General features: G+C 63.3%; 23 protein-coding genes. 8 read left to right on the top strand and 15 right to left on the bottom strand.

Annotated elements, in window-relative coordinates; genetic code table 11:
- Window positions 1-27 precede the first annotated feature (27 nt).
- The gene (locus IC762_RS14295) at window positions 28-1,200 is read right to left on the bottom strand and encodes a phosphotransferase family protein (RefSeq protein ID WP_195789412.1); all 1,173 of its coding nucleotides are present in this window, start codon (window positions 1,198-1,200) and stop codon (window positions 28-30) included.
- A 274-nt stretch (window positions 1,201-1,474) separates the two neighbouring features.
- Here IC762_RS14295 and IC762_RS14290 point away from each other — a divergent pair, with 274 nt between their 5' ends.
- A complete protein-coding gene (locus IC762_RS14290; protein ID WP_195789411.1) occupies window positions 1,475-2,668 on the top strand; it encodes an ABC transporter substrate-binding protein in 1,194 nt (397 codons plus the stop codon).
- A gap of 60 nt (window positions 2,669-2,728) precedes the next feature.
- Here IC762_RS14290 and IC762_RS14285 read toward each other — a convergent pair whose 3' ends face one another.
- Together IC762_RS14285 and IC762_RS14280 are read right to left on the bottom strand one after the other, a co-directional pair.
- The gene (locus IC762_RS14285; protein ID WP_210338445.1) at window positions 2,729-3,919 is read right to left on the bottom strand and encodes a CaiB/BaiF CoA transferase family protein; all 1,191 of its coding nucleotides are present in this window, start codon (window positions 3,917-3,919) and stop codon (window positions 2,729-2,731) included.
- A 27-nt stretch (window positions 3,920-3,946) separates the two neighbouring features.
- A complete protein-coding gene (locus IC762_RS14280; RefSeq protein ID WP_210338444.1) occupies window positions 3,947-5,248 on the bottom strand; it encodes an enoyl-CoA hydratase-related protein in 1,302 nt (433 codons plus the stop codon).
- A gap of 44 nt (window positions 5,249-5,292) precedes the next feature.
- On the opposite strand from IC762_RS14280, the gene IC762_RS14275 reads away from it, so the two are divergent.
- The 4 genes from IC762_RS14275 (at window position 5,293) to IC762_RS14260 (ending at window position 9,374) form a co-directional block, all read left to right on the top strand.
- A complete protein-coding gene (locus IC762_RS14275; RefSeq protein ID WP_246801558.1) occupies window positions 5,293-6,555 on the top strand; it encodes an acyl-CoA dehydrogenase family protein in 1,263 nt (420 codons plus the stop codon).
- Between the two features lie 62 nt (window positions 6,556-6,617).
- Window positions 6,618-7,376 (top strand): SDR family oxidoreductase, encoded by a 759-nt coding sequence (locus IC762_RS14270; RefSeq protein ID WP_195789409.1) that lies wholly within the window; start codon window positions 6,618-6,620, stop codon window positions 7,374-7,376.
- 18 nt (window positions 7,377-7,394) lie between these two features.
- Complete coding sequence (locus tag IC762_RS14265; protein WP_195789408.1) at window positions 7,395-8,189, top strand: enoyl-CoA hydratase-related protein; 795 nt, start codon at window positions 7,395-7,397, stop codon at window positions 8,187-8,189.
- Window positions 8,190-8,228: 39 nt separating this feature from the next.
- Window positions 8,229-9,374 carry an acyl-CoA dehydrogenase family protein gene (locus IC762_RS14260; protein WP_195789407.1) on the top strand — a complete coding sequence of 382 codons (1,146 nt, stop codon included), beginning with the start codon at window positions 8,229-8,231 and terminating at the stop codon, window positions 9,372-9,374.
- A gap of 13 nt (window positions 9,375-9,387) precedes the next feature.
- Here IC762_RS14260 and IC762_RS14255 read toward each other — a convergent pair whose 3' ends face one another.
- Genes IC762_RS14255 through IC762_RS14245 form a run of 3 tightly spaced genes read right to left on the bottom strand, consistent with a single transcriptional unit; the run spans window position 9,388 to window position 11,895 of the window.
- The gene (locus IC762_RS14255) at window positions 9,388-10,572 is read right to left on the bottom strand and encodes an acyl-CoA dehydrogenase family protein (RefSeq protein ID WP_195789406.1); all 1,185 of its coding nucleotides are present in this window, start codon (window positions 10,570-10,572) and stop codon (window positions 9,388-9,390) included.
- Window positions 10,565-11,446 (bottom strand): HpcH/HpaI aldolase/citrate lyase family protein, encoded by an 882-nt coding sequence (locus IC762_RS14250; RefSeq protein ID WP_195789405.1) that lies wholly within the window; start codon window positions 11,444-11,446, stop codon window positions 10,565-10,567. Before IC762_RS14250 ends, IC762_RS14255 begins: the two co-directional genes overlap by 8 nt.
- Window positions 11,443-11,895: a MaoC family dehydratase gene (locus IC762_RS14245; RefSeq protein WP_195789404.1), complete on the bottom strand. Its 453-nt coding sequence runs from the start codon at window positions 11,893-11,895 to the stop codon at window positions 11,443-11,445. Before IC762_RS14245 ends, IC762_RS14250 begins: the two co-directional genes overlap by 4 nt.
- A 124-nt stretch (window positions 11,896-12,019) precedes the next feature.
- Between IC762_RS14245 and IC762_RS14240 the strand changes: the two genes are divergently transcribed.
- Window positions 12,020-13,033, top strand: coding sequence for an NADP-dependent oxidoreductase (locus IC762_RS14240; RefSeq protein ID WP_195789403.1), 1,014 nt, complete (start codon window positions 12,020-12,022; stop codon window positions 13,031-13,033).
- A 13-nt stretch (window positions 13,034-13,046) separates the two neighbouring features.
- Here IC762_RS14240 and IC762_RS14235 read toward each other — a convergent pair whose 3' ends face one another.
- Window positions 13,047-13,922: an SDR family oxidoreductase gene (locus tag IC762_RS14235; protein ID WP_195789402.1), complete on the bottom strand. Its 876-nt coding sequence runs from the start codon at window positions 13,920-13,922 to the stop codon at window positions 13,047-13,049.
- Window positions 13,923-14,018: 96 nt separating this feature from the next.
- Here IC762_RS14235 and IC762_RS14230 point away from each other — a divergent pair, with 96 nt between their 5' ends.
- Entirely contained in the window at window positions 14,019-14,822 is an 804-nt protein-coding gene (locus IC762_RS14230; protein ID WP_210338443.1) for an enoyl-CoA hydratase/isomerase family protein, read from the top strand.
- A 1-nt stretch (window position 14,823) separates the two neighbouring features.
- Here IC762_RS14230 and IC762_RS14225 read toward each other — a convergent pair whose 3' ends face one another.
- The 3 genes from IC762_RS14225 to IC762_RS14215 form a co-directional block, all read right to left on the bottom strand.
- Entirely contained in the window at window positions 14,824-16,449 is a 1,626-nt protein-coding gene (locus IC762_RS14225; protein ID WP_195789401.1) for an AMP-binding protein, read from the bottom strand.
- Between the two features lie 124 nt (window positions 16,450-16,573).
- Window positions 16,574-17,374 (bottom strand): enoyl-CoA hydratase/isomerase family protein, encoded by an 801-nt coding sequence (locus IC762_RS14220; protein ID WP_195789400.1) that lies wholly within the window; start codon window positions 17,372-17,374, stop codon window positions 16,574-16,576.
- A gap of 49 nt (window positions 17,375-17,423) precedes the next feature.
- The gene (locus IC762_RS14215) at window positions 17,424-18,305 is read right to left on the bottom strand and encodes an SDR family oxidoreductase (protein WP_195789399.1); all 882 of its coding nucleotides are present in this window, start codon (window positions 18,303-18,305) and stop codon (window positions 17,424-17,426) included.
- A gap of 231 nt (window positions 18,306-18,536) precedes the next feature.
- Here IC762_RS14215 and IC762_RS14210 point away from each other — a divergent pair, with 231 nt between their 5' ends.
- A complete protein-coding gene (locus IC762_RS14210) occupies window positions 18,537-19,061 on the top strand; it encodes a MarR family winged helix-turn-helix transcriptional regulator (protein WP_195790126.1) in 525 nt (174 codons plus the stop codon).
- A 72-nt stretch (window positions 19,062-19,133) separates the two neighbouring features.
- Here the strand turns inward: IC762_RS14210 and IC762_RS14205 are convergent, their stop codons facing one another.
- Genes IC762_RS14205 through IC762_RS14185 form a run of 5 tightly spaced genes read right to left on the bottom strand, consistent with a single transcriptional unit; the run spans window position 19,134 to window position 24,071 of the window.
- Window positions 19,134-20,756 (bottom strand): FAD-dependent monooxygenase, encoded by a 1,623-nt coding sequence (locus tag IC762_RS14205; protein ID WP_195789398.1) that lies wholly within the window; start codon window positions 20,754-20,756, stop codon window positions 19,134-19,136.
- Window positions 20,757-20,787: 31 nt separating this feature from the next.
- Window positions 20,788-21,630, bottom strand: coding sequence for a VOC family protein (locus IC762_RS14200; RefSeq protein WP_195789397.1), 843 nt, complete (start codon window positions 21,628-21,630; stop codon window positions 20,788-20,790).
- A gap of 34 nt (window positions 21,631-21,664) precedes the next feature.
- A complete protein-coding gene (locus IC762_RS14195; RefSeq protein WP_195789396.1) occupies window positions 21,665-22,534 on the bottom strand; it encodes a VOC family protein in 870 nt (289 codons plus the stop codon).
- A 4-nt stretch (window positions 22,535-22,538) separates the two neighbouring features.
- The gene (locus tag IC762_RS14190; RefSeq protein WP_195789395.1) at window positions 22,539-23,330 is read right to left on the bottom strand and encodes a TetR/AcrR family transcriptional regulator; all 792 of its coding nucleotides are present in this window, start codon (window positions 23,328-23,330) and stop codon (window positions 22,539-22,541) included.
- A gap of 3 nt (window positions 23,331-23,333) precedes the next feature.
- A complete protein-coding gene (locus IC762_RS14185; protein WP_210338442.1) occupies window positions 23,334-24,071 on the bottom strand; it encodes an SDR family NAD(P)-dependent oxidoreductase in 738 nt (245 codons plus the stop codon).
- Window positions 24,072-24,080 lie beyond the last annotated feature (9 nt).

Genomic DNA, 24,080 nt, shown 5'->3' with positions numbered 1-24,080 from the left:
GCGCACCCGTCCGCTCTGAACACAATGTCAGCTCTTGAGCGTATCCAGATCGGCCATCGCCGTTGAAATTCTCTCAATCATCGTCAGGGTGGTCTCTTTCGACTGCATATTGGGCAGCAGCGGCGAGTGACAGAGCGTGATCGTCCACATCAGGAGTGCGTGCACGATCTGTCGCCGATAATTGTTGAAGCTCTCGTCAAAATCCGGCCGGGTTCCGGTCAGCGCCGCAAAGCGCTCCAGATAGCGGGTCAGCAGATCCCGCTCCCACGCCCGCCGATCCTCCGGTGTCAGCGCCGCCGCCACGGCATAGGCGACGTCCCGAGACCAGTGCCCCCGCGCCAAGCATTGCCAATCGCACAGGCCCATGTTGCCCGCGCCCGTCTGATACCAGTTGCCGATATGCACGTCGGAATGAAGTAGGCCCTGCGGCCCATTGTCGTGGACTGCGAGCGCACGCATCGCAGCCGGCCAGACCTCGTCGCGCCGGGCCAGCACGCTCTGCGGAATGACATGCGCCCCCACGTCAAACGCCTTCGTCGTGTAATGCTGAAGATCCATCTTCTGCGCGCCGATGGTGAACCAGCGCGGATAAGGCGCAACCCAGCGGTACTTGGTCGCAAGCGCCGTATCGCCATGGAAGCGGGCGTGCAGCACGGCGAGAAGATCGACCATGTCTTCGGCCATGCTGCGCGTGACGTATGTCGTGTGGTTGCAGAACGTCGCCGACTTCGCGGCTACGAGATCCTCGAGCAGCAGGATCGAGGCCAGGGTTCGCGTGTCGAATGCGGCATGATAGCCGACCGGCGCCTCGATCTCGAGCTGCGGCCGGAGCTGCATGTAGAAGCTGCCTTCCGCGCGCGCCGTGCCATTGAACCCGCCGATCATCCTTGTGACGACGCTCGGCAGCGACTTCGTGAACATCGAGGTCGGCAGGCCGGCGCGCCTACCCTGTTCGTTGTAGGTGACGACCAGGCGGTGCCGCTCATGCGTTCCGGCGCTGGCGGGCTTGACCTCGACCCCGGTCACGACGGCTCCCGGCACCTTGTCGCACAGCACCGCTGTCAGCCACTCCGGAGTGATCGCGCCCGGCGAGCACGGCACGTCGTCGCGCCTCCGCGCCTTCGGGCGCACCAGCCGTTCGAAGGCGACGCGACCCCCGATCTTCAATGCGGCCAGGGCCGTCGCGCTTGAGGCACCCATGTTCTCTCCCCGCGGTCTTGACGATCGAGGGACTGCGGGCGACGTGCACCGGCGGTCCGAGATCAATTAGTACGCTTTATTACGAGTAGTATCACAAAGCGACCTCGGTTCAAGGAGCTTCCCCTTGCCGCCGCACGATCGGTATTACAGCGTCTTCGCATCGCAACAACGCCGAAACACATTTTCCGTTCTCAACCACCGTTTTATAGTATATCGTACATATGCGTACTGATTGTTCGCGATCGGTGACGAACAAAAAACGTCGGAGGGGAGCATGAGGATTTCGACACTGGTCGCTGTCTCGGCCCTGTTGGGTGCATGTGCCGGCGATGCCAGCGCGGCCGAAAAGCAATACGGACCAGGCGTCACGGACACCGAAATCAAGATCGGCCAGACTGTGCCGTATAGCGGTCCGGCATCGGCGTTTTCGAGCTACGGCCGCGTCATGACCGGCTATTTCCAGATGCTGAACGAAGCCGGAGGCATCAACGGCCGAAAGGTGAACCTGATCTCGCTCGACAACGCTTACAGCCCGCCGAAAGCCATCGAGCAGACCCGCAAGCTGGTCGACGACGACGGCGTGCTCGCCGAAGTCGGCACAGTCGGCACCGTCCCCAACGTGGCCGTTCAAAAATATCTCAACCAGAACAAGGTGCCACAGGTGTTCATCTCGGCAGGCGGCCGCCGCTTCAATGATCCGCAGAATTTCCCCTGGACCGTTCCATTCTATCCGCCCTTCGAAATGGAGGGCGCCACGTTCGGCAAGTTCATCCTCAAGCACATGCCCAACGCCAAGATCGCGGTGCTCTATCAGAACGACGATTACGGCAAGGACTACCTCGCCGGCTTCAAGGCGGCGCTCGGCGCCGATGGCACAGCGAAGATCGTGGCGGAAGCATCCTATGAGCTGAGCTATCCGACGGTGGACTCCGAAGTCCTCAAACTCAAGGCATCGGGCGCCGACACGATCGTCTATTTCGCGACGCCGAAGTTCGCAGCCCAGGGAATCAAGAAGAGCGGTGAGCTGAACTGGAAGCCGACACAATTCCTGGCGAGCCCGGTCAACTCCATCCAGGGCGTGCTCGCGCCCGCGGGGCTGGAGAACGTTCAGGGCGCCTATACCACCCAGTTCACTAAGCAGGCCGGCGATCCGGCCTGGGCCGACGACGCCGACGTGAAGCAATACGTCGCCTTCATGAAGAAATGGGCGCCGAACGACAGTCCGAACGATTCCGTCGCACTGTCCGGCTACATCAATGCGCAGGCGATCGCCAAGGGCATCCAGCGCTGCGGCGACAATCTGACGCGCGAGAACCTGCTGGCCCAGGCGACAAGCTTCAGCAAGGAGCGCGTCGGCATGCTGCTGCCGGGTATCGAGCTCACCAACTCGAAGGACAATTATGCGCCCTACCGGTCGCTGCGCATGGCGATCTTCGAGAAGACCTCCTGGAAGCTGCTGGAGGAATAGTCAGGTCGAAACAACGGACGCGGCGCGCGATCGTCTCGCCACCCCGGTCTGGCTGTTCGCTCACCCCACGATGCCCCCGCGGCGCAACGCTTCGATGGCCGCGGCGGACAGGCCGAGCTCGCTCAAGACATCGTCGGTGTGCTGCCCCAGCATCGGCGGCGGCAGGCCCGGGCTTTGCTCCTGATCGACGAAGGTCACGGGGTAACCGACGGCATTGAGCCGACCGGCGGCCGCGTGGTCGTATTGCATGATGAGCCTGTTGGCCTTGGTATGCGGATGCTCGAGCAGCTGCGCCAGCGTGTTGATCGGCGAACAGGGGATGCCGACCTCATTGAGCGCCGCGTTCCAATGCGCGACCGTGTTGCTCGCGATCACGTTCCGCACATGATGCAGCGTTTCGGTGCGGTGCCTGACCCGGTCCGCGTTGGTGCGAAACTTCGGGTCGTCCACGATCGCGCCCAGGCCTGCGACCGCGCAGAATTTGCGCCAGAGATTGTCGTTCGCCACCCCGATCATGATCGGCCCGTCGGCCGCCTCGAACGCCTGGTAAGGGCAAAGCGATTCATGGCTGGAGCCGCATTTGGCGGGCTGCGTTCCGCGTTCCCAGAAGGTCTGCAGATTGTAACCGAGCAGGCCAAGCGCGGTGTCGAACAGCGACACCTGGATCGCCGCGCCCTTGCCGGATTTCTCGCGCGCGAACAGGCAGGCCAGGATGCCGCTGAAGGCGTGCACACCGGTCATCTGATCGATCGGGGAGATCGGACTGCGGATATATCCGCCGCCCTCGTCTCCGGTCATCGACATGATGCCGCTGAAGGCCTGCAGGATCACGTCGTAACCGGGCGAATTCTTGAGCGGTCCGGTCCGGCCGAAACCGGAGATGCTGCAATGGACCAGCCGGTCGTTGAGCGCGCGTAGGCTAGCCGCATCGATCCCGAGCCGCTCGGCGACACCGGTGCCGAAGCTCTCGATGGCGACGTCGGACGATTTCGCAAGTTCGTGCACAAGCTGCCGACCCTCGCCGGACTTCATGTCGATCGCGATGCTTCGCTTGTTGCGATTGGCGCTGAGAAACACCGTGCCGAGGCCGGGCGCGGGAAACGGCGGCCATCCCCGCGTCTCATCACCCTGCCCCAGCGCTTCGACCTTGATGACCTCGGCGCCGAGATCGCCGAGATATTGCGCGCACAGCGGACCGGCGAGCACCTTCGAGAGATCGAGAACCCTGATGCCGTCGAGCGGTCGTGACATGATGTCTGTCCTTCCCAGGAGCGCCAATTAGTCCAGACCGACGGCAAACAGCCCGCCGAGATAGCCGGGGAACCCGCCTTGCGTGACCAGGAGATAGTCGGCGGCACGGCGTTCGGCCTCATCGAGCTCCGGGCGCCAGCACGCGGCCACCGTTCCGGCTTCGGCCAGCCGCGCACGTAGCAGCTCCTTGCCGCGGGATTTCGGTTCATCGTCGAACCAGAAATTCGCCTCGGCGATCCGGCCATCGAAGACTGCCTTCTGCCGCGGCTCGACGCGGAATCCGGCGCGCGCAAACGCGTCCGAGAGTTCCTGGTCGCGCTCCGACCGCGCATCCAGCACGCTCAAGACGGCGGCAACCGCCTGCGTAACCTTCGGACTCAGTCCATTCTTCTTCAGCCGATCATGATCGAGCCGACCCAGAAACAGCGTCCTGATCATGTTGCGCGGCTCACGCCGCTGGATCAGCTTTGCAAAGATCTGCATCTCGGTCCGGATTGCGGTATCGAAGGCCTGCGGAAACCCCTGTTCGACACAATCGAGAATGGCGAGTGGCGCCGGATAGTGCCCGAGCGTCTCGGTCAGGACCTTTGCCCGGCTCTCGCCGATGATGGCCGGGGCGCGCGGGATGTCTTCGGCACGCCAGTCCGGCCGATCCCAGGGCTGAATTGCCTGCGGTCGGGACAGCACCCAGCGCTCGGCGGCAGCGACCTCTTCGCCCGGGGCCACGAGTTCATGCGCGAGGCCGGCCGCGATGGCGGCCTGCCCGCCGATCCGCGCACCCTCAAGCAGCACCGGAAGCGCCGCCGCAATTCCGATCAGGCGCGGCAGCCGCTGTGTTCCGCCGCCGCCCGGCAGCAATCCAACAAGCGACTCCGGCAGACCGAACGTGGCTTGCGGCTGATCCGCAATCACCCTGTGATGCGCCGCGAGCGCGAATTCGCAGCCGCCGCCCAAAGCGAGGCCCGAGATCGCGACCGCAACCGGCTTGCCGGCCGTCTCGAGCCTCCGCAGGCCATGGCTCAGCCGAAAGAAATGATCGAAGGCGAGACGGTCACGCTCCACGGATGGCGCCGCCATGATCATGTCGTAGGCCGTCTCGAGTTCAGCGAGGTCGGCGCCCGCGCAGAACGCCGACGCCTTGCCGGAGCGGATCACGACGCCGGCTGTGTCGCTCTGCTCGAGCCAGTCCGCGAACAGGCCAAGCTCTTCGATCGCTGCGTTCGAGAACACGTTCATCGAGCGGCCCGGCATGTCGAAGACGAGATGCAGAACGCCATTCGGCGACAATTCGCATCGAAACTGCTTCAGTTCCGGTCCGACCGGCATCATTCCCTCTCTCATTCCCGTTATCGTTCATTGGTGTACGATTACGCTTGGCTGCGCTGTTTCAGGTTGTATGCCCAATCCGAATACTGTACACTAGCGAACTAAATCAGACGGGATGCCTTTTGACAATGATCGCGCGCACGATCTTTCGCGAAGAACACGAAATCTTCCGGGAAACGGTCCGCCGTTTCGTCGACCGCGAGATCGTACCCTTCCATGCCAAATGGGAAGACGACGGCATCGTCCCGCGGGACCTGTGGCTGAAAGCCGGCGCCGCCGGCCTGCTCTGCTGCACCGTTCCGGAAGAGTATGGCGGCATGGGGCTTGATTATCTCTTTGACGTCGTCGTGTTCGAAGAGCTTTGGCGCTCCGGCGCCAGCGGACCGGGCTTCCTGATCCATACCGACCTGGTCGCGACCTATATCCTGTCCTTCGGCACCGAGGCGCAGAAGCGCCAGTGGCTGCCCAAAATGGTCTCAGGCGAAGCGATCGGCTCGCTCGGCATGACCGAGCCGCACGCCGGAAGCGACCTGAAGGCGATCAGGACGCGCGCAACCCGCGACGGCGACGATTACGTCATCAACGGCCAGAAGGTGTTCATCTCCAACGGCCAGCTCTGCGACTTCGTCGTCCTCGCGACCAAGACCGACAGCCATGCCGGCGCCAAAGGCGTCACCCTGTTCATTGTCGAGAGCGACCGGCCCGGCTTCAAACGCGGCCGGAATCTGGAAAAGCTCGGCATGAAGGCGCAGGACACTTCGGAGCTGTTCTTCGACAATGTCCGGATCCCCGCCGACAATCTGCTCGGCAAGGAGGGCAAAGGCTTTGCCCAGATGATGACCAAGCTCTCACAGGAGCGGCTGGCGCAGGCGATCCGCTCCGCGACGGTCACCGAGACGGTCATCGACTGGACGCTGCAATATACCTCCGAGCGCAGCGCGTTCGGCCAGAAGCTTGCCGACTTCCAGAATACCCAGTTCAAGCTGGCGGAGCTGAAGACCAAGGCGGCCGTCGCGCGCGTCTTCACCGACAAGTGCATCTCGCTGTTCATGGACGGCAAGCTCGATCCCGTCGACGCGGCAATGGCCAAGATGTTCACCTCGGAGCTACACTGCGAAACGGTCGACGAGTGCCTGCAATTGTTCGGCGGCTGGGGCTACATGTGGGAATATCCGATCGCACGGGCCTATGCGGATGCGAGGATCGTCAAGATCGCGGGCGGCTCGATTGAGATCATGAAGACGATCATTGCCCGGCAAATGTATTCGCAGCGCGGGTTCGACATTCAGAAGAACGGGTCGGGCTCATAAGCCCTGCCACCTGCTTCGAGCGACGGCTGCAAGCCACAAAACAACAACAAGGGAGATCAGCGTTGAAGGGCCTATCGGGAACAATCGCCGTCGTAACCGGCGGCGGACAGGGCATCGGACGAGGATTGACGCTGCGGCTCGCCGAAGAAGGCTGCAAGGTCGCGATCTTCGACATCAACCCGCAAGGTGGCGAGGAGACGGCGAGGCTCGCGCCGCAGGCCGTGATCAAGACCTATGCGGTCGATGTCGGAGATGCCGCCTCAGTCGATGCCGCGGTGGCCAGGGTCGAAGCCGAGCTCGGCCCGATCTGGCTGCTGGTCAACAATGCCGGCTGGGACCGGCCGATGCCGTTCCTGAAGACCGACAAGGAGCTGTGGGACAAGATCATCCGCATCAACCTCTATGGGCCGCTCAACACCCATAAGGCCGTTGCTCCGTTGATGGCCGAGCGCGGCGGCGGCCGCATCGTCAATATCGCCTCCGATGCCGCACGGGTCGGTACCAGCGACGAGGCGGTCTACTCTGCCTGCAAGGGCGGGCTGATCTCCTTCACGAAATCGCTGGCGCGCGAGCTCGCGCGCAAGAACGTCCTGGTCAACGCGGTTTGCCCCGGCCCCACCAATACGCCGATGATGGCCGCAGTCCTTGGTGAGGGCGAGCATGCCGTGAAATGGAAGGACGCCATGGTCCGAGGCATTCCGCTGAAGCGGATGGGCGAGCCGGACGATTACGGCGGCATCGTCGCGATGCTTGCGTCCGACGACGGTAAATTCATCACCGGGCAAACCATCTCCGTCTCCGGCGGGATGAACATGATCTAAGCGCTGAAGGAAAACATCATGACCGACCCCAAGCAGTTCACCGACGTCATCTATGAAGTGCGCGACCGCGCCGCGTGGATCATCATCAACCGGCCCAAGGTCTATAACGCCTTCCGCGGGCAGACGCTGGAAGAGCTGATCCAGGCCTTCCAGCTCGCCGGCAACGATCGCAACGTCGCCAGCATCGTGCTGACCGGCGCCGGCGAGAAGGCGTTCTGCACCGGCGGCGACCAGTCCGCGCATGAAGGCCAGTATGATGGCCGCGGCGTCGTCGGGTTGCCGATCGATGAGATTCAGAGCTTGATCCGCGATGTGCCGAAACCGGTGATTGCCCGGGTCAACGGCTTTGCGATCGGCGGCGGCAACGTGCTCGCCACGCTCTGCGATCTGACAATCGCGGCCGAACACGCCCAGTTCGGCCAAGTCGGCCCCAAGGTCGGCTCGGTCGACGCCGGCTGGGGCACGGCCTTCCTGGCGCGCCACGTCGGCGACAAGAAGGCGCGCGAGATCTGGTTCCTCAACGAACGCTACACCGCCGAGCAGGCGCGCGAGATGGGCCTGGTCAACAAGGTCGTCCCCATAGCGCAGCTCGATGCCGCAGTGAAGGACTGGACCGACAAGCTCGCGCAGCGGTCGCCGACCGCCATCGCGCTCGCCAAGCGCTCCTTCAACGCCGATTCCGACAACATCCGCGGCATCAGCAATTTCGCGCTGCACGCCGTGAAGATGTTCTACGACACGGCTGAGTCGAAAGAAGGCGTCGCAGCGTTCAACGAGAAGCGCGACCCGGACTTCCACAAATTCGCGAAGTGACGGGGTCGCCTTCCAGTTTCAAGAGACGGTTCGACCGACATGCTTGCAAATCGCCCGGTCTACGACGAAGAGCACGCGCTGCTGCGCGATAGCGTCCGCCGCTTCGCCGTGGCGAACATCGCGCCGCATTTCCAGGAATGGGAGAAGGCCGGGATCATCGACCGCGCGCTATGGCCGGCGGCCGGCGAGGCCGGCCTGCTCTGTCCGCAGGTGCCGGAGCTCTATGGCGGCATCGGCGGTGATTTTCGTCACAACGCCGTCGTCATCGAGGAGCTCGCCTATTCCGGTTTCGCGGGTCCTGCCACCGACTTCTCGGTCCACAACGACGTTTGCTGTGGTTATCTGCTGAGCTACGGGACGGAGGAGCAGAAGAAGACGTGGCTGCCGCGCATGATCGCCGGCAAGACCGTCTGCGCGATTGCGATGACCGAGCCCGGCACCGGCAGTGATCTGCAGGGCATCCGTACGCGTGCGGTGCGCGACGGCGACGACTACGTCATCTCCGGTCAGAAGACCTTCATTTCGAACGGCCAGATGTGCGACCTTGTCATTGTGGTCGTCCGCACCAATCCGGACGGCGGCTCACGCGGCATGAGCCTGATCCTGGTCGAGACCGACCGTCCCGGTTTCCAGCACGGTCGCAACCTCGACAAACTCGGTCATCTCTCCTCCGACACCTCGGAGCTGTTCTTCGACCAGGTTCGGGTGCCCGCCAGCAATCTCCTAGGCTCTGAAGGCGGAGCCATGGCGGCGCTGATGAGCGAATTGCCGCAGGAGCGGCTGACAATCGCGCTCCATTCGATTGCGTCGGCACAGAAGGCCTTCGACATCACCAAGGCCTATGTCCAGGAGCGCAGGGCTTTTGGACAGACGGTCGGGACGTTCCAGAATACACGTTTCAAGCTGGCCGACCTGAAATCGGACCTTCAGGTTGGTTGGGCCTATGTCGACCAATGCCTGGCCCAGCATATCCGCGGTGAGCTCACAACCTATGCCGCATCGACCGCAAAATTATGGGTCACGGAGATGCACGGACGCCTCGTCGATCAGTGCCTGCAGTTCTTCGGCGGCTACGGCTTCATGCGCGAATACGAGATCTGTCGGCTGTTTGCGGATGCGCGGGTGCTGCGCATCTATGGCGGCACCTCGGAGATCATGCGCGAGTTGATCTCGCGCAACCTTTGACAGCGACCGTCGCTCAGTAGCTCTTCGGCAGATCGAGTACCTTTTCGGCGATGAAGCTCAGGATGAGCTGCTCGGTGATCGGCGCAAGCCTGGTGATCGAGACCTCGCGGAATAGCCGCTCGACGTGATACTCCTTGGCATAACCGAAGCCACCATGGGTCATGATCGCCTGCCATGCTGCGTCGTGCCCGGCGCGCGCGCCGAGCAATTTGGCGCTGTTGGCCTCGGCGCCGCATGGCTTGCCGGCGTCGTAAAGCCAGGCGGCGCGCATCGCCATCAGCCAGGCCGATTCCAGATACATCCACTTCTCGGCGAGCGGATGCTGGATCGCCTGGTTCTGTCCGATCGGGCGATCGAACACCACGCGCTCCCGGGCATAGCGCGTCGCCCGGCGCAGCGCATCTTGCCCGATGCCGATGGCCTCGACCGCGATCAGGATGCGTTCGGGATTGAGGCTGTGCAGGATGTAGGAGAAGCCCTTGCCTTCCTCGCCGATCCGGTCGGCTTCCGGAATGAACAGGCCGTCGATGAAGATGGCGTTGGAATCCACCGCCTTGCGTCCCATTTTCGGGATGCGGCGCACCTCGATCTTGGAGCGATCGAGATCGGTGTAGAAGATGGTGATGCCGTCAGTCGGCCGCTTGCAATCCTCGAACTTCGTGGTCCGCGTCAGCAACATGATCTTGTTGGCGATCTGCGCCGTCGAGGTCCAGACCTTCTGGCCGCGGACGAGATAGCCGCCCGGCACCTTCTCCGCAAAGGTCTTGATGCGCGTGGTGTTCAGCCCGGCATCGGGCTCGGTGAAGCCGAAGCAGCACTGGTCTTCGCCGGAGACCAGCCGCGGCACCCAGCGCCGCTTCTGCTCGTCCGTGCCCTTCACCACGATCGGGTGCGGCCCGAACAAATTGATATGGACCGCGGACGCCGAGGTCATGCCGCCGCCATGGCTTGCCACCTCATGCATCATGATCGCGGCTTCGGTGACGCCGAGACCCGAGCCGCCATATTGCTCCGGCATGGTGATGCCGAGCCAGCCGGCATCCGCCATGGCGCGATGGAATTCACGCGGAAACTCGCCGTCATCGTCGCGCGCGAGCCAGTATTCATCGTCGAAGCGTGTGACGACAGCGCGCACGCCCTCGCGGATCGCGGCATGATCCTCGGGAACGTCGAGCTGGTTGAAGAACGATCTATCCATTCGCATTGCCTTCCCCGACCGATGCCAGGGTGCGCCGCGCCGCGACCAGATGCGGAATGTCGTACATCTTGCCGTCGATCCCGATCGTGCCGACGTCAGGCGCGGCCGCAAACGCCGCAACGACGCGGCGCGCATGCGCCAGATCAGCGTCCGACGGCGTGAAGCAGGTGTTGATGGTTGCGACCTGATCTGGGTGGATCGCGATCCGACCGACAAAACCGTCGCGACGCGCGATCCTGCAGCTTTCGGCGAGCCCCTGCTGATCCTTGAAGTCCACATAGAGAGTTTCGAGCGCCGCGGCATGGGCGGCACCGGCAGCAAACAGACATTGCGCGCGTGCCACCTGATAGGGAAAGGTCCAGCTTCCATCGGCTTCCCGCGGCGTGAGCGCGCCGAGTGCAGCGCTCAGATCTTCGCCGCCCCAAGTCATTGCCGCCAGTCGCTTGTTCTTGCGCACATAGCCGGCAAAGCCGATCATGGCAGCAGGTGTTTCGGTCGCGACAGTCAGCAGCTTGACGTGACCGGGGGAGATGCCGTTCGCGACCTCGAGCACATCGACATAGTGCGAGACCAGGTCGACGTCCTCGATGCCGTTGACCTTGGGGATCAGGATGCCGTCGAGACCCGGACGGACCACCGCCGCCAAATCCTCCAAGGTCAGACCGGTGCCGAACGGATTAATCCGTACCAGGAACGACCAGCTCCTCGGACCGCCGCCCAACAGATCCTTGACGGCACCACGCGCGAACGTCTTTCGCCCCGGCGCCACTGAATCCTCGAGATCGAGGATCAGCGCATCGGCACCGATGCCGTCGGCCTTGGCGAACTTTCGCTCGCTGTCGGCCGGCACAAAGAGCAGCGAACGTAGCTTCATGCTGGCCTCCGCATCATCAGCCCGTTCCTGCGGCAATACACCACCTCCTCGCCATGCTGATTGAAGCCGCGATGCTCGAAGGTCACAATGCCCTGGGTCGGCCTCGATTTACTCTCGCGCACGGCCACCACCTTGGTCTCGGCGCGCAGCGTATCACCAGCGAACACCGGGCGCGGGAACCGCGTGTCCTCCATGCCGAGGTTGCCGACGGTGGTTCCGAGCGTGGTGTCCTGGACCGACAGACCGATGATCAGGCCGAGCGTGAAGATCGAGTTCATCAAGGGCTTTCCGAACTCGGTACCCTTGGCATATTCGTGGTCGATATGCACCGCCGCCGGATTGTAGGTCAGCGACGAGAACAGGATGTTGTCCATGTCAGTCACGGTGCGCCGGATTTCATGGACAAAGGTCTGCCCGACCGAAAATTGCTCGAAGTAGAGCCCCGCCATGGGTTTGCCTCTTGCGTTGCAGGGTTTGCGCTGCGGCCGACGCCGCCGGAACGTCCTTGTCTCCCGCCTGTTTTCTACCGTATCGTCATATTGTACACAAGCGTACTAACTATGGGGAACACTCATGACCCTGCGTGAGAACCGGCAGGTGCGGCTCGTGGCGCGGCCGCGTGGGATACCGCAGTCGGAACATTTTTCGCTGGTGACGGAACCGGTCGCCGCGCCCGGCACGGGCGAGATCCTGATTGCGAATCGCTATCTCTCCGTCGATCCGGCGCAACGTGGATGGGCCAACGACGAGGGAAACTACAGTGCGCCCGTGCCGCTCGACACCCCGATGCGCGCGCTCGCGGTCGGCGAGATCATCGAGAGCAATGTGCCGGACTATCCTGCCGGCGAGCACGTCTACGGATGGTTCGGCTGGCAGCGATATTGTGTCACCAAGCCGGAAGCGGTGCTGCGCCGAGTCACCCGTTCGAGCCTGCCGCTGAGCGCCAATCTCAGCGTGCTCGGCATGAACGGTATCACAGCTTACCTCGCCCTTCATGGCCTGGGCGATCCCAAGCCGGGCGAACAGGTGCTTGTCTCGACCGCGGCAGGCAGCGTTGGAAGCTTCGTCGGCCAGCTCGCGCAGATCGCAGGGTGTCGGGCTGTCGGGCTGACCGGCTCCGCCGACAAGGTCGCGCTGGCCAAATCTCGCTACGGCTATCAGGACATGATCAACTACCGCGAGGCGGGCGACCTCGGCGCGGCGATCCGCGCCGCGTGTCCTGAAGGAAACGATATCTTCTTCGACAACACCGGCGGCCCGATCGCCGATGCCGCCATTCGAACCATGCGGCTGCGCGGACGCGTGATCCAGTGCGGCACGGCCGCGAACCCGTCATGGACACCTGTCCCCACCGGCCTGCGCCCCGAACGGGAAATCCTGACGCGGCGCCTGCGATGGTCAGGTTTCATCATCTTCGACCACATCGCCGAATTCGAAACCGCGGCAGAACGGCTGGCCGAACTCACGCTTGCCGGCAAGATCGTCCACGACGAGGAGATCCTGCCGGGCCTGGATCACGCGCCCGGCGCCATTGCCCGGCTTTACCGAGGCGAGAACCACGGCAAGCTGATGATCGCCGTGGACTGAGCGATTGCCCGGCTTATGCGCTCGCCTTGCGCTGCATCGCCTCGGGCAGTTTCGCGCGATGGAAGCCTTCGAACGGCGCGCTCCTGTCATGCGGCTCGAGCTTCCAGGTGGTGCGGGCATTTGGCGTTCCGCCATCGACGCGCAGGCACGAGCCGGTGATGTAGGCGGCTGCGGGCGACAGCAGGTAGGTGATGGTGGCCGATATCTCCGCCTCGGTGCCAAAGCGCTGCAGCGGCACACGTTCGGTGAAGTCATGCAGCTTCTTCTGCATTTCGGGCGTGTAGGTATCAAAGCCGCTCGACACAATGCCGCCGGGCGCGACGGCATTTACCCGCACCCCCGACGACGACCATTCGCAGGCTGCCGTCTCGGTCAAGGTCAGCATGCCGCCGCGCGCGGCCGCCGAATGGCCGAACTCCGGCCAGCCATGCCAGATGTCGGCGATGATGTTCACGATCGCTCCGCCATTGGCTTCCATCCAGCGGTTATAGACCTCGCGCATGAAGATGAAGCCGCCGGTCAGATTGTTGCGCACGACCGCCTCGAAGCCCTTGGTCGAGATCGCCTTCAGCGGCGCGCGGTACTGGCCACCGGCATTGTTGACCAGACCATCGATGCGGCCATATTTCGCCAGCACCGCATCGATCGCAGCAGCCACCATGCTCTCGTCACGGATGTCGCAGGCACGGCCCATCGCCTGCCCGCCATCCTCTTCGATCTCCCGCTGCACCTCGGTGAGCTTCTCCACTGTCCTGCCGAGGATCACCACATTGGCGCCGAGCGCGGCGAGTTCGTGCGCGGTGCAGCGTCCGATGCCGCTGCCGCCGCCGGTCACGATGACGGTCTGCCCCTTGAACAGCTCAGGCCTGAACACGGACTGATACGGCATCTCCTCACCTCCCTGAAGGTCTTCTGGCTGTTGCGTCTCATGATAGTACGCTATATTACGATATACGATCAACGACAATCACGATGGGAGCGCCCCGTGACCCGGCCGAACACCATCACGATAGAGACGTGCGGCGCGATCGATATCCTGACCTTGAACCGCCCCGCCCAGCTTAACGCGGTCTCACCCGAGATGATCGCGGACCTGACGGCCTATTTCTCCGGGCTCAACGACCGACCGGCGACGCGCGTCGTGATCTTTCATGGCAACGGGCCTGAGTTCTCTGCAGGCGCCGAGCTTGGATCGGACGCCTTTGCCGCCGGTGGCAAGGGCCGGCCGCAGCGCCAGCTCAAGATGCAGCAGAACTACTCCGGTGTCATCCGCCTGATGCGGTCATGTCCGCAGCCGATCATCGGGCTGGTCCATGGCGCGGCCTGCGGCGCGGGCTTTTCCTTCCTGCTCGCCTGCGACGTGCGCTTCGCTGCGCCGGACGCGCGGATGAACGCCGCCTATATCCGGATCGGCGTCGGCGGCTGCGATATGGGCTCGGGCTACCTGTTGCCGCGACTTGTCGGATTGTCCGTGGCCTCCGAGTTTCTGCTGACAGGGCGCTTCATCAAGGCCGATCGGGCGAAGGCGATCGGCCTCGTCGGCGACATCGTGCCTGTGGAGCAGCTGCTCGCGAAGGGCCTGGAGTTCGCCGCAGAAATGCTGCGCGTCTCACCCATGGGATTGCGGATGACGAAGCAGGCGCTCAACATGCTGATCGACGCGCCGAGCCTCGATGCGGCGCTGATGATGGAAGACCGGCAGCAGGTCATCCTGCTGGAGACGGATGATCACGCGGAGGCCGTCGCCGCGTTTCGCGAGCGACGGGATCCGGGTTATTCCGACCAGTGACCTATTTTGCGTCGGCAAACGCGGCGGCGATCTCCCGAAGCTTGAACTTCTGGATCTTGCCGCTGGCAGTGCGCGGAAGTTCAGCGAGAACCTCGACACGTTCCGGCCAAAACTGCTTCGCCATCCTGGCCTCACCGAGATAGGCCTGCACCGCCAGCAGATCGATCGCGCTTCCGGTGCGCGGCACGATGAACGCGCAGCCGCGTTCGCCGAGCCGGGCATCCGGAAAGCCGACCACGGCCACGGCAGCGACCGCCGGGTGCTTGTAGAGCAGGTTCTCGATCTCGACGACGGGCACGTTCTCTCCGCCCCTGATCAGGATGTCCTTCACGCGGCCGGAGATGCGGATATAGCCGTCCTTGTCCATATGGGCGAGATCGCCGGAATCGAACCAGCCATCGCCGTCGAAGGTCAGTAGTTCTGGCCGCTTGTAGTAGCCCTTGAACATCTGGGCGCCGCGAACCAGCAGGCGTCCTGGCTCTCCGGTCGGCGCCGGCCGTCCCTCGCTATCGACGATCCTGACCTCCATTCCCTCCAGCGAGCGGCCGTCGGTGCTCGCCGACTTCTCCGCCGCGCGCGCAGGCTCGGTGAGCGTGCCGGACAGAACCTCGGTCATGCCCCAGAGCGAGCAGACCTTGAGGCCGAGTTCGTCGGCTGCCCTCTCGATCAGGACGGACGGGATCGGCGCACCGCCGCACAAGAATGAACGGAGGCTCCGCGGTTGCGGCGCGCCGCCCTTCACGGCCTCACAGATGTCGCCGAGGAACGGCGTGGACGCTGCCGTGTAGGTGACGTCCTCGCGCGCCATCAGGCCGACGCCACGCTTGGCCTCCCAGACATCCTGCAGGATCATGGTGCCGCCGAGATAGACCGAGAGCAGCACAATCGCGGCATAGCCCGTCATGTGCCCCACCGGGGAGGCCACGAGCAGCACGTCGCTCGAATCGAGCCCGAACCGTCCCGACAGCGCCTTGCAGCAGGCAATCAACGAGTTCGACGTGTGCATGACACCCTTGGGCTCGCCCGTGGTGCCCGACGTGAACATCAGCACGGCCATATCGTCCGGGCGCAAGCCGGCGGGAAGCTTGCCCGCTTCGGACGACAGCAGCATCCGATCAAAGCCCGCCTCGCCCTCGCCGTCGACCACGACCACCTGCTTCAGGTGCGGCAGCTCGCTGCGCATGCCCTGCGCCATCGCCACATAGTCGAAGCCACGATAGGCCTTCGGCACGATGAAGACCTTCGCCTCGCAGAAGTTCAGAATGTAGAGCAGCTCGCGTTCCCGCAGGATCGGCATCACGGGATTCATCACCGCGCCGATCTTGCTGCAGGCAAACGCGGTGACCACGAATTCCCACCAGTTGGGCAGCTGCACGGTGACGATATCGCCGCGCCCGACCCCGAGCCGGAGCAGCGAGCTCGCGGCGCGGTCGGCGAGCCTTTCCAATTCGGCGTAACTCAGTCGACGCTTCTGGTCGCGATCCGCCCGGTCGGCGACGATTGCGACCTTGTCGGGCGCCTTGGCGGCCGCTTCGGACAGAAGCTGATCGACGGTCTTGTCCAGCCAATATCCGGCCCGGCGAAACCCGGTGTGAGACGCATCGCGCTTGGCGGCGACCACGGTCATGTGTCCCTCCTCTGATCGCTCCCTTCCGGTTTGGAATCCCGGATTATCGTTCACTAGCGTACCTTATTTCATATTACAATATTCTGCAAATGGGCAGCATTGTCGTCTCCAGCCGCCGGCGCGGTCACTTGCCGGCGAAGACCGGCTTGCGTTTCTCGACGAAGGCCTTGACGCCCTCGCGGGCGTCTTCGGTTCGCGAGATCGCAGCCAGCGTCCGCGCCTCCTCCTCCAGCTGGCTTTCCAGCGATCGCTCCAGCGTCTCCGAAAACAGGCGCTTGATTGCGCCATAGGCCTCGGTCGGCCCAGCGGCGAGTTCGCGTGCCATGCGCTCCGCCTCGCCCTGCACCGCATCGTCCGGGACCACGAAGTCGACCAGCCCGAGCGACAGCGCCGTCCCCGCATCGAGCGTCTCACCGAGCAGGAAGAAGCGCCTGGCGCGCGCGACGCCGATCCGGCGCGTGACCGTGGTGGTCGATCCGCTGTCCGGGCTGAAGCCGATCCTGGAAAACGCCGCCGAGATCCGGGCCGATTCCGCCATCACGATGAGGTCGGCGGCCGCCATCAGCGAAACGCTCCCGCCCGCGACATTGCCGTGAACGGCAGCGACGACCGGCGCACGCATCCGGACCATCCTGGCGATTGCCGCATGAAGGTCGGCCGTCCATGCCTTGATCGTCCGCGGCAGGGCGTCACCCTCGTTCACCAGCGACATCAGGTCGCCGCCGACGCCGAACAGCCGTCCACGCGCGGAGAGCAGCACCGCGCGGACGTCGGCGCGTTCGCTGAGCTCTGCGATCGCCAGGCTGAATTCGCGGCAAAACTCGCCATCGATGGGATTGCCGCGGTCGGGTCGATTGAGCCCAATATGCGCCAGGCCGTCATCGATGGCGCAGTCGAAGCTCGTCGTCGATATCGCCAATCCCATCGGCGTTTCTCCGTTCCTGAACATCAAGCCGGGCCGCTGGCGTCGGTGGTCAGATCGACCGTGCCTGCTTTTCCTTTTGCACCGAGGCCTGCATGGCCTCGCGCGCGCGCTGCCAATCGGCCGGCGACAGCTTCGCGAGCCCCGCGAACGTGCTGGGCGCCGCCAAATGATGACCGCCATCGATGCTGATCGTGTCGCCGGTGATGTAGCTGCAGCCATCCGACATCAGGAAGATCAGGAGATTGCGCAGTTCGTCCATCTTGCCGAAACGGCGCAGCGGCACCTCGTCCGCTTGCGTCGCGCCGACGCCGGTCTCCGCCAGCGGATTGAGCTTGTCCCAGGCCCCCTCGGTCGGGAACGGCCCGGGCGCGATCGCATTGACGCGAATGTTCCTGGGGCCCCACTCGACCGCGAGCGACATCGTCATGGCGTGCACGGCCGCCTTCGCCATCGCCGCCGGCACCACATAGGCCGAGCCGGTCCAGACCCAGGTAACGAGATTGGAGATAATCACACCGGGCAAGCCGGCTGCGATCCACCGCTTGCCGCAGGCAAGCGAAGCATAGAATGAGCCATCCATCACCGTCGCCCGCACCGCCTCGTAGCCGCGTGGCGACAGGCTTTCGGTCGGCGCCAGGAAATTTGCGGCGGCGTTGTTGACGAGGCCGGTGAGCGGCCCCTCGGTCCAGATGCTGGTCAGCATAGCATCGATACTGTCGGGATCGCGCACGTTGGCGAGCAGCGCGGTCGCCTGTCCTCCCGATCGCGCACGGATGTCTTGCGCGGCCTGTTCGAGCACCTCCTTGCGCCGCCCGCAGATGTAGACATGCGCGCCGTGGGCGGCGAATCCGACCGACATCTCCTTGCCGAGCCCGGTTCCCCCGCCCGTCACCAGAATGCGCTTCCCTTTCAGGACGGCAGTGTCGAACATGGGCAACCTCCTCCCCTGCGGCCGAATTCCCGGCGCGGCCGGCCGCTTCCGCGACCTGCCGAACCATCGTTCGCTCTCCACAACTAATACACTAGCGTACTTATTTTGTAAATCGATCCGTTGCGAACGATGGGTGACCTCGTCCCGGCGTCCGTGGTCTTCCCTTTAAAATACGCTGGTGTATGGTATTGGTTGACGTCCAATCTCCGACTCGCCGCATGGGAAACATCAATGGTTGATCAGCCCGACTGGGATCTGCGGCTTGGATATCTCATCCACGACGTGTCGCGGCTCCGCAGGATGATGTTTGACCGCGCGCTGTCGCCGCTCGGCATCACGCGTTCGCAATGGTGGGTGCTGGCGTTCATCTCGCGCAAGGACGGCCTGCCCCAGACCCAGCTCGCCAATGAGCTCGACGTCGGCAAGGTCGCCGTCGGCGCCCTGATCGACCGGCTGGAGTCCTCCGGCTTCGTGATCCGGCAGGCCGATCCAGTCGACCGACGGGTCAAGCGGGTCTATGTCACCAAACAAGCGCGTGGCTTCCTGGAGAAACTCCGAAAGGAAACCGACAAGTTCAACACCAGGATCGTCAACGGGATCGACCGCAAGCAATTGGAAGCGGCTTCGGAGGCGCTGCTCGCCATGAAGCACAACCTTCTCGCCATGTCGGACGGTACGGTTGCCGTCAGCAAAGAGGGCGAGGAAGAGGAGGGGCAGCGTTCCAAGCCCAGGAGAAAGCGGCGCGTGGCCGCCTGAAACAGCCAGTTGCCGCAGCCGCGGGTCGGCTGCCCGCCGGCGTCATCATACGCGCAGACGGGGGCGGAACGACTAGCAATTTGCGCGACCGGTCACCCGGCCTGCGAGCTTGCCCACATTTGCCGGCGCCTTGTCACCGCGCCAGGCGATGTGCATGTCGGGTCGCAGCAGGAATAGCGACTTATCGTACAGTTTGCGCATGTGAGGCTCATCCAGCTTCACCACAGTCAATGGCGCACCGATAGCGCGGAATGCAGCCTCGAATTCGCTGATGTCGCGCCCGTCATTGAAATGCAGCAGGGTGTACCAGGTGCCGACCACGTCTTGCAGCGGTCTCCCATCGCTCAGCCACATATGCGGCGCGCGCGCGCCGGGCCGCGTATGTGGCGTGTAGACATTAGCGTCCCAGGTCTCGGATCCGGACTCCTCGTCCAGGATGGCTGAACCCGCATAGGTGTAGCCAAATTCGGCGCCGCGCATGCCATGCATGCGCGCGTGATTGATCCTGAAGGACTTCGCGATCTCGTGGCGCAGATCGGCGCCCTCAGGCGTATCGTCGAGGACATTAGGCTTCACAAGGGATTGCCAGATCGGGACGCCAGACGCCGCCCAGCCGGAACATGCGACGTTGTGCACGCCAACCGGACGCCGCTCCAGCTCATAGGAATCCAGCAGCGCCGCCCCTCCCCAGCCCTTGATCACGCCGGCCAGCTTCCAGGACAGGTCGAAGGCATCGCCGAGCGCCGTGTTCATCCCCAACCCGCCGGTTGGAATGACGAGATGCGCGGAATCGCCGGCCAGAAACACCCGACGATCCCGGTATCGGTCCGCGAGCAGAAGGTGGTAGCGCCACGTCAGGACGTGCAAAATCTTGATATCGCAAGGGTAGCCGACGAGCCTTGCAATGACGGCCTTGAAGTCAGCGTCTTCCGGTAGCGACGTGTGAAGGGTGAATTCCTTGCGATCGCCCTGGACGACGATCGTGAAGCTGCCTTCCGGATCGAGGAACGAGTAGTGACGTCCCTTACCGTAGGGAATCTTGTCGAAGAGATCCGGCGAATAGAAGATCACCTGACGAAGTTCGCGAATAGACCCCTCGCCTTCGAGCTTGATGTCCAGGCGTTTGCGAACGGTGCTGACGCCGCCGTCGCAGCCGACCAGATAGGAAGCGCGCGCCTCGATTTCGTCACCATCGATGCGGCGCGCCGTGACGGTCACGCCGGTCTCGTCCTGCACGAAATCAGTCACCTCGCATCCATGGCGTACCGTCACGTTGGGCGTGCTCTCGGCCACCTCCTTCAACAACGGTTCGACCTTGTTCTGCGCAACCAGTTGGTAGGGCTCGAGCGGCAACGATCCATCATGGGTGCGCGCAATCCGCTTCCGCGACTCGGCAACCGACGGGAACGGCAACACCGCGACTGGCGGATCGCTGAGACGCGTCATGAGGAAGACGTCCATCGGCATATCAGATGGAAAGCCGAGCTCGCGGATGCGATCGGCGATGCCGATACGGCGAAAGAACTCCATCGATCGGGCGTTGGTTCGATCCATCTTCGGCCATGGTGCCGTGGCGGGGCGGCGCTCCAGCAGCAGACACTTCACGCCACGCCGGCCAAGATCGATTGCCGTACAGAATCCGGCAGGCCCCGCCCCCGCTACGATGACGTCAAACTGTTCGGTGCTGGCAGGCATTGCTTCCTTCCCTTCACGCCTTCCGGTCGGTTCACCAGCTGCGTTTGGAACCCCACATGCAAAGGCTCGATGGCTCGAAACCAAACTGACGCGGCCGGTGCGTGTCCTCGTCCTCGATTTCGTCCACGCCGACGGAATATTCGAACACCATTCCGTCCGGGCCCTTGAAGTAGAGGAACCTTGCGCCCGATGTCGGGTGACGACCGGGGCCGAATACGATCGGCACACGCTGACCCGACAAATGATAGTAGGACCGCAACACGTCGTCGTTGCTCTCGACCTGATGGTTGACGTGGTGCACGCCCGCCTTGGGTCCTGGCGCAAGCGCGATCGTGTGATGGATGGCGTTGACCCTCATCAGCGCAATGTCACCGATCCGGTCACTGACGCGCGCGTTGCAAACCTGGGTCCAGAACCGTTCGTCCCGCACGGGATCGGTCGTGAAAAGACCGACATGGCTGAATCCCGTGATGCCTGCGTCCCGGGACGCGAAGTAACGCTTGCCGCTGCGTTCCGGTCGAACCACCAGTTCGATGTGGTTGCCGGTCGGGTCCTTGAAGCCGATGAATGCCTTGACCTTGCGCAAGGCGCACTCGCTCGGCGTTCCCGCGTGAACCGGGTGGCCCAATTGGTCCAGCGTCGCGGCGGCAGCGCTCAGCGTGCTTTCGTCTTCCACTTCGAAGCCGACAGTCTGCTCGGCGGGGTCGCCTTCGAAATAGCAGAGCGTGTGAGCCCGATCGTCCGAGCGAAGATAGAGCGCCTTGCCGGTCTCTTCGCCGACCTGCAGGCCCAGGCATTTCGTCGCAAAGCTTTCCGCATCTTCGAGATTGGATGTGCCAAACCGGACGTATGAGAGGTCCTTGAGCTCGATCATGTGTCTCTCCCGAGTGCGGCGCCAGATTGGCCGGTCATGCCGGCTGTAGTTCGATGATATCGGTGCATCGGCTTCCCCATTCACAGAGTGAGGACGCCTCCAGGGTGAATTGTCGCGGGCGATGATCCGGCGCGATGCCGCCAAGACCGTAGCCATAGGAGAAGACGTAACCTTCCGGCCCGGCAAACCTGACGAACATCTGGCCGGATGCCGGCTCCCGTCCCGGCCCGTGCAGGATCTTGATCTGACGCTCTTCGACGAAATAGTGATTTTGCATCAAGGCATCCATGCTCTCGACGCCGTACGAGACATAGACGAGACCGGCTCTGTCCGACGGATAGAGCACCAGGCGATGATGCATTTGGTCGATACCGAGATAGGTGATCTCGCCGACCCGGTCGGTGATCTTCGCACCCAGGATCGTCGACCATAGCCTGAGATCGTCTTTCATCGCGCGGCTGCGAAGGCCTGCGCCCTGCAATCCGGTGACGCCGCCATCGCGGCTCGGGAAATACCGGCGGCCACTTTGGTAGGGCCGCAGCACCAGATCGATTTCGTTGCCGGTGGCATCCTCAATGATGAGCGCTCGGCGAACGAAACGCTGAGCGCACTGATCCTTCGTGGCTTCCTGCGCACGAAATTGCTCCTTCGCCAAGGCTTCGGCGATGCGATCGAACTCATGTTCGTCCGATACTTCGATACCAATGCTCGGCCTCTCGGCGCCGGCCGCGAAACAAAGCGTGTAGTAACGATCATCGGAACGATACAGATGTGGCTCCAGATCGTTCGGAACGTGTTGCAGGCCGAGAATGTCGGTTGCGAATGCCGCCGCGGGCTGCATCGCCTGAACCGGAAGTCGGACATAGCGCAGTTGTTTCAGCGGAGATATGCCTGGCGCTTTCATGTGGTCATGTCCGTTTCCTCGACGGCCTGGACGTCGATGCCGCGATGTGCTGCCCGACGATCGTACGCCAGGTGTTCATCAGGCGGGCAAATTGCTCGGGATCGTTTTCGAGCAGGGTTCTGACCGAAAATCCGCGGACCACGCTCAAGGTCAGCGCGAGGATGTCGCTCGCAAGCTGCTTGGGAATTCCCGAGGATATCAGGGTATCGAGCCATGCAGCTTCGATCGAAAACCGGGTCTGGCGCGTGAGCTCGGAGGTCTCGCGCCTGAGACGCCGCGTGCTCTCATCGCTCATCGCTATCGCAAGGCCGATGAAGAAGTGATCGCCAAGGAAGTAATCCTTGGCGTCCTCGATGATGTCTCCGATCGGATCGCCACTGCTTCGCGCCAACCGCGCCCGACGCGTGCTCTGCGCGAAAGTCATCTCATTGACGTAAGTCAACAATTCCACCACCAGCGCATGCTTGCTCGGGAAATGGTGCAGCAAGGCGCCGCGCGAGACGCCGGCCAGTTTGGCGACTTCCATCGTCCGCAAACCGCCGAAGCCATTTTTCCGAATGAGCTTGGTCGCAGCTTCGAGCAAGAGCTTGCGCGTGGCCTCGGTGCGCTCCGCCTGTGTCCGACGCAGTGCATATTTGGGTTCGGCAGAGCTCTCTCGCCGCGATCGGAGTTTTTGCCGCGGAGCCGGGGCTTGCAGCGTTCGAGAACCGGGCTGGCCGATCGGTTTCGGATCTTTGGTGTTGGACATAGACACTTTCTGCGATGATTTGAACCGAGACGGCCTCCGCCGCCGCACGCATCATAACATCGTGCTGCCGCCGTTGACGCTGATGACCTGCCCGGTCACGAACGATGCCTCCTTTGAAGCGAGATAGCAGACCATGGATGCGATTTCGTCCATGTCGCCCGCCCGCCCCATCGGAACCACGTCGACAAACCTTTGCAGGGCTTGCGCCGACATCAACGTGGCCTTCTGGACCTGGGGCGTGTTGACGATGCACGGCGCCACGACATTGAAGGTGATGCCGTCCTTGGCGAACTCCCGGGCCAAACCGGTCACCATGGCATGCACGCCGCCCTTGGCGGCATTGTAGGCCGCATGATCCCAGAGGCCGTTGCGAACCGAGTCGGCACCGATATTCACCACCCGGCCGTAGCCCTTGGCCTTCATGATCGGCACCGCGTGCCATGTGCACCACACCGTCGTCCACAGATTGCGATCGACCGTGGTGCGCAAGGTGGCCGGGGTATGTTCGAGGAACGGCTTGATGATGCCGCCGCCGGCATTGTTCACGAGCACATCCAGAGTTCCGTAGGCATCGATGGCCGACTTGACGACATCGCCGGCGATCTCTTCCTTGGAGAGATCGCCGACCTTGACCTTCGGCATCTCGTATCCGCTTACGGCGATATCCTCGGCAACGGCCGTGAGTTGCGCTTCGTTGACGTCCGACAGCATCAGGCGCGCGCCATCTTCGGCGAAATGCCTGGCGATGACGGCGCCAATTCCGCTGGCCGCGCCGGTGACGATCACCACCTGGCTGTC

Origin of the sequence: Bradyrhizobium genosp. L, from assembly GCF_015624485.1 — a bacterium.
In the GTDB taxonomy this organism is placed as follows: Bacteria; Pseudomonadota; Alphaproteobacteria; order Rhizobiales; family Xanthobacteraceae; genus Bradyrhizobium.
This window is presented reverse-complemented; position numbering and strand designations above follow the sequence as displayed.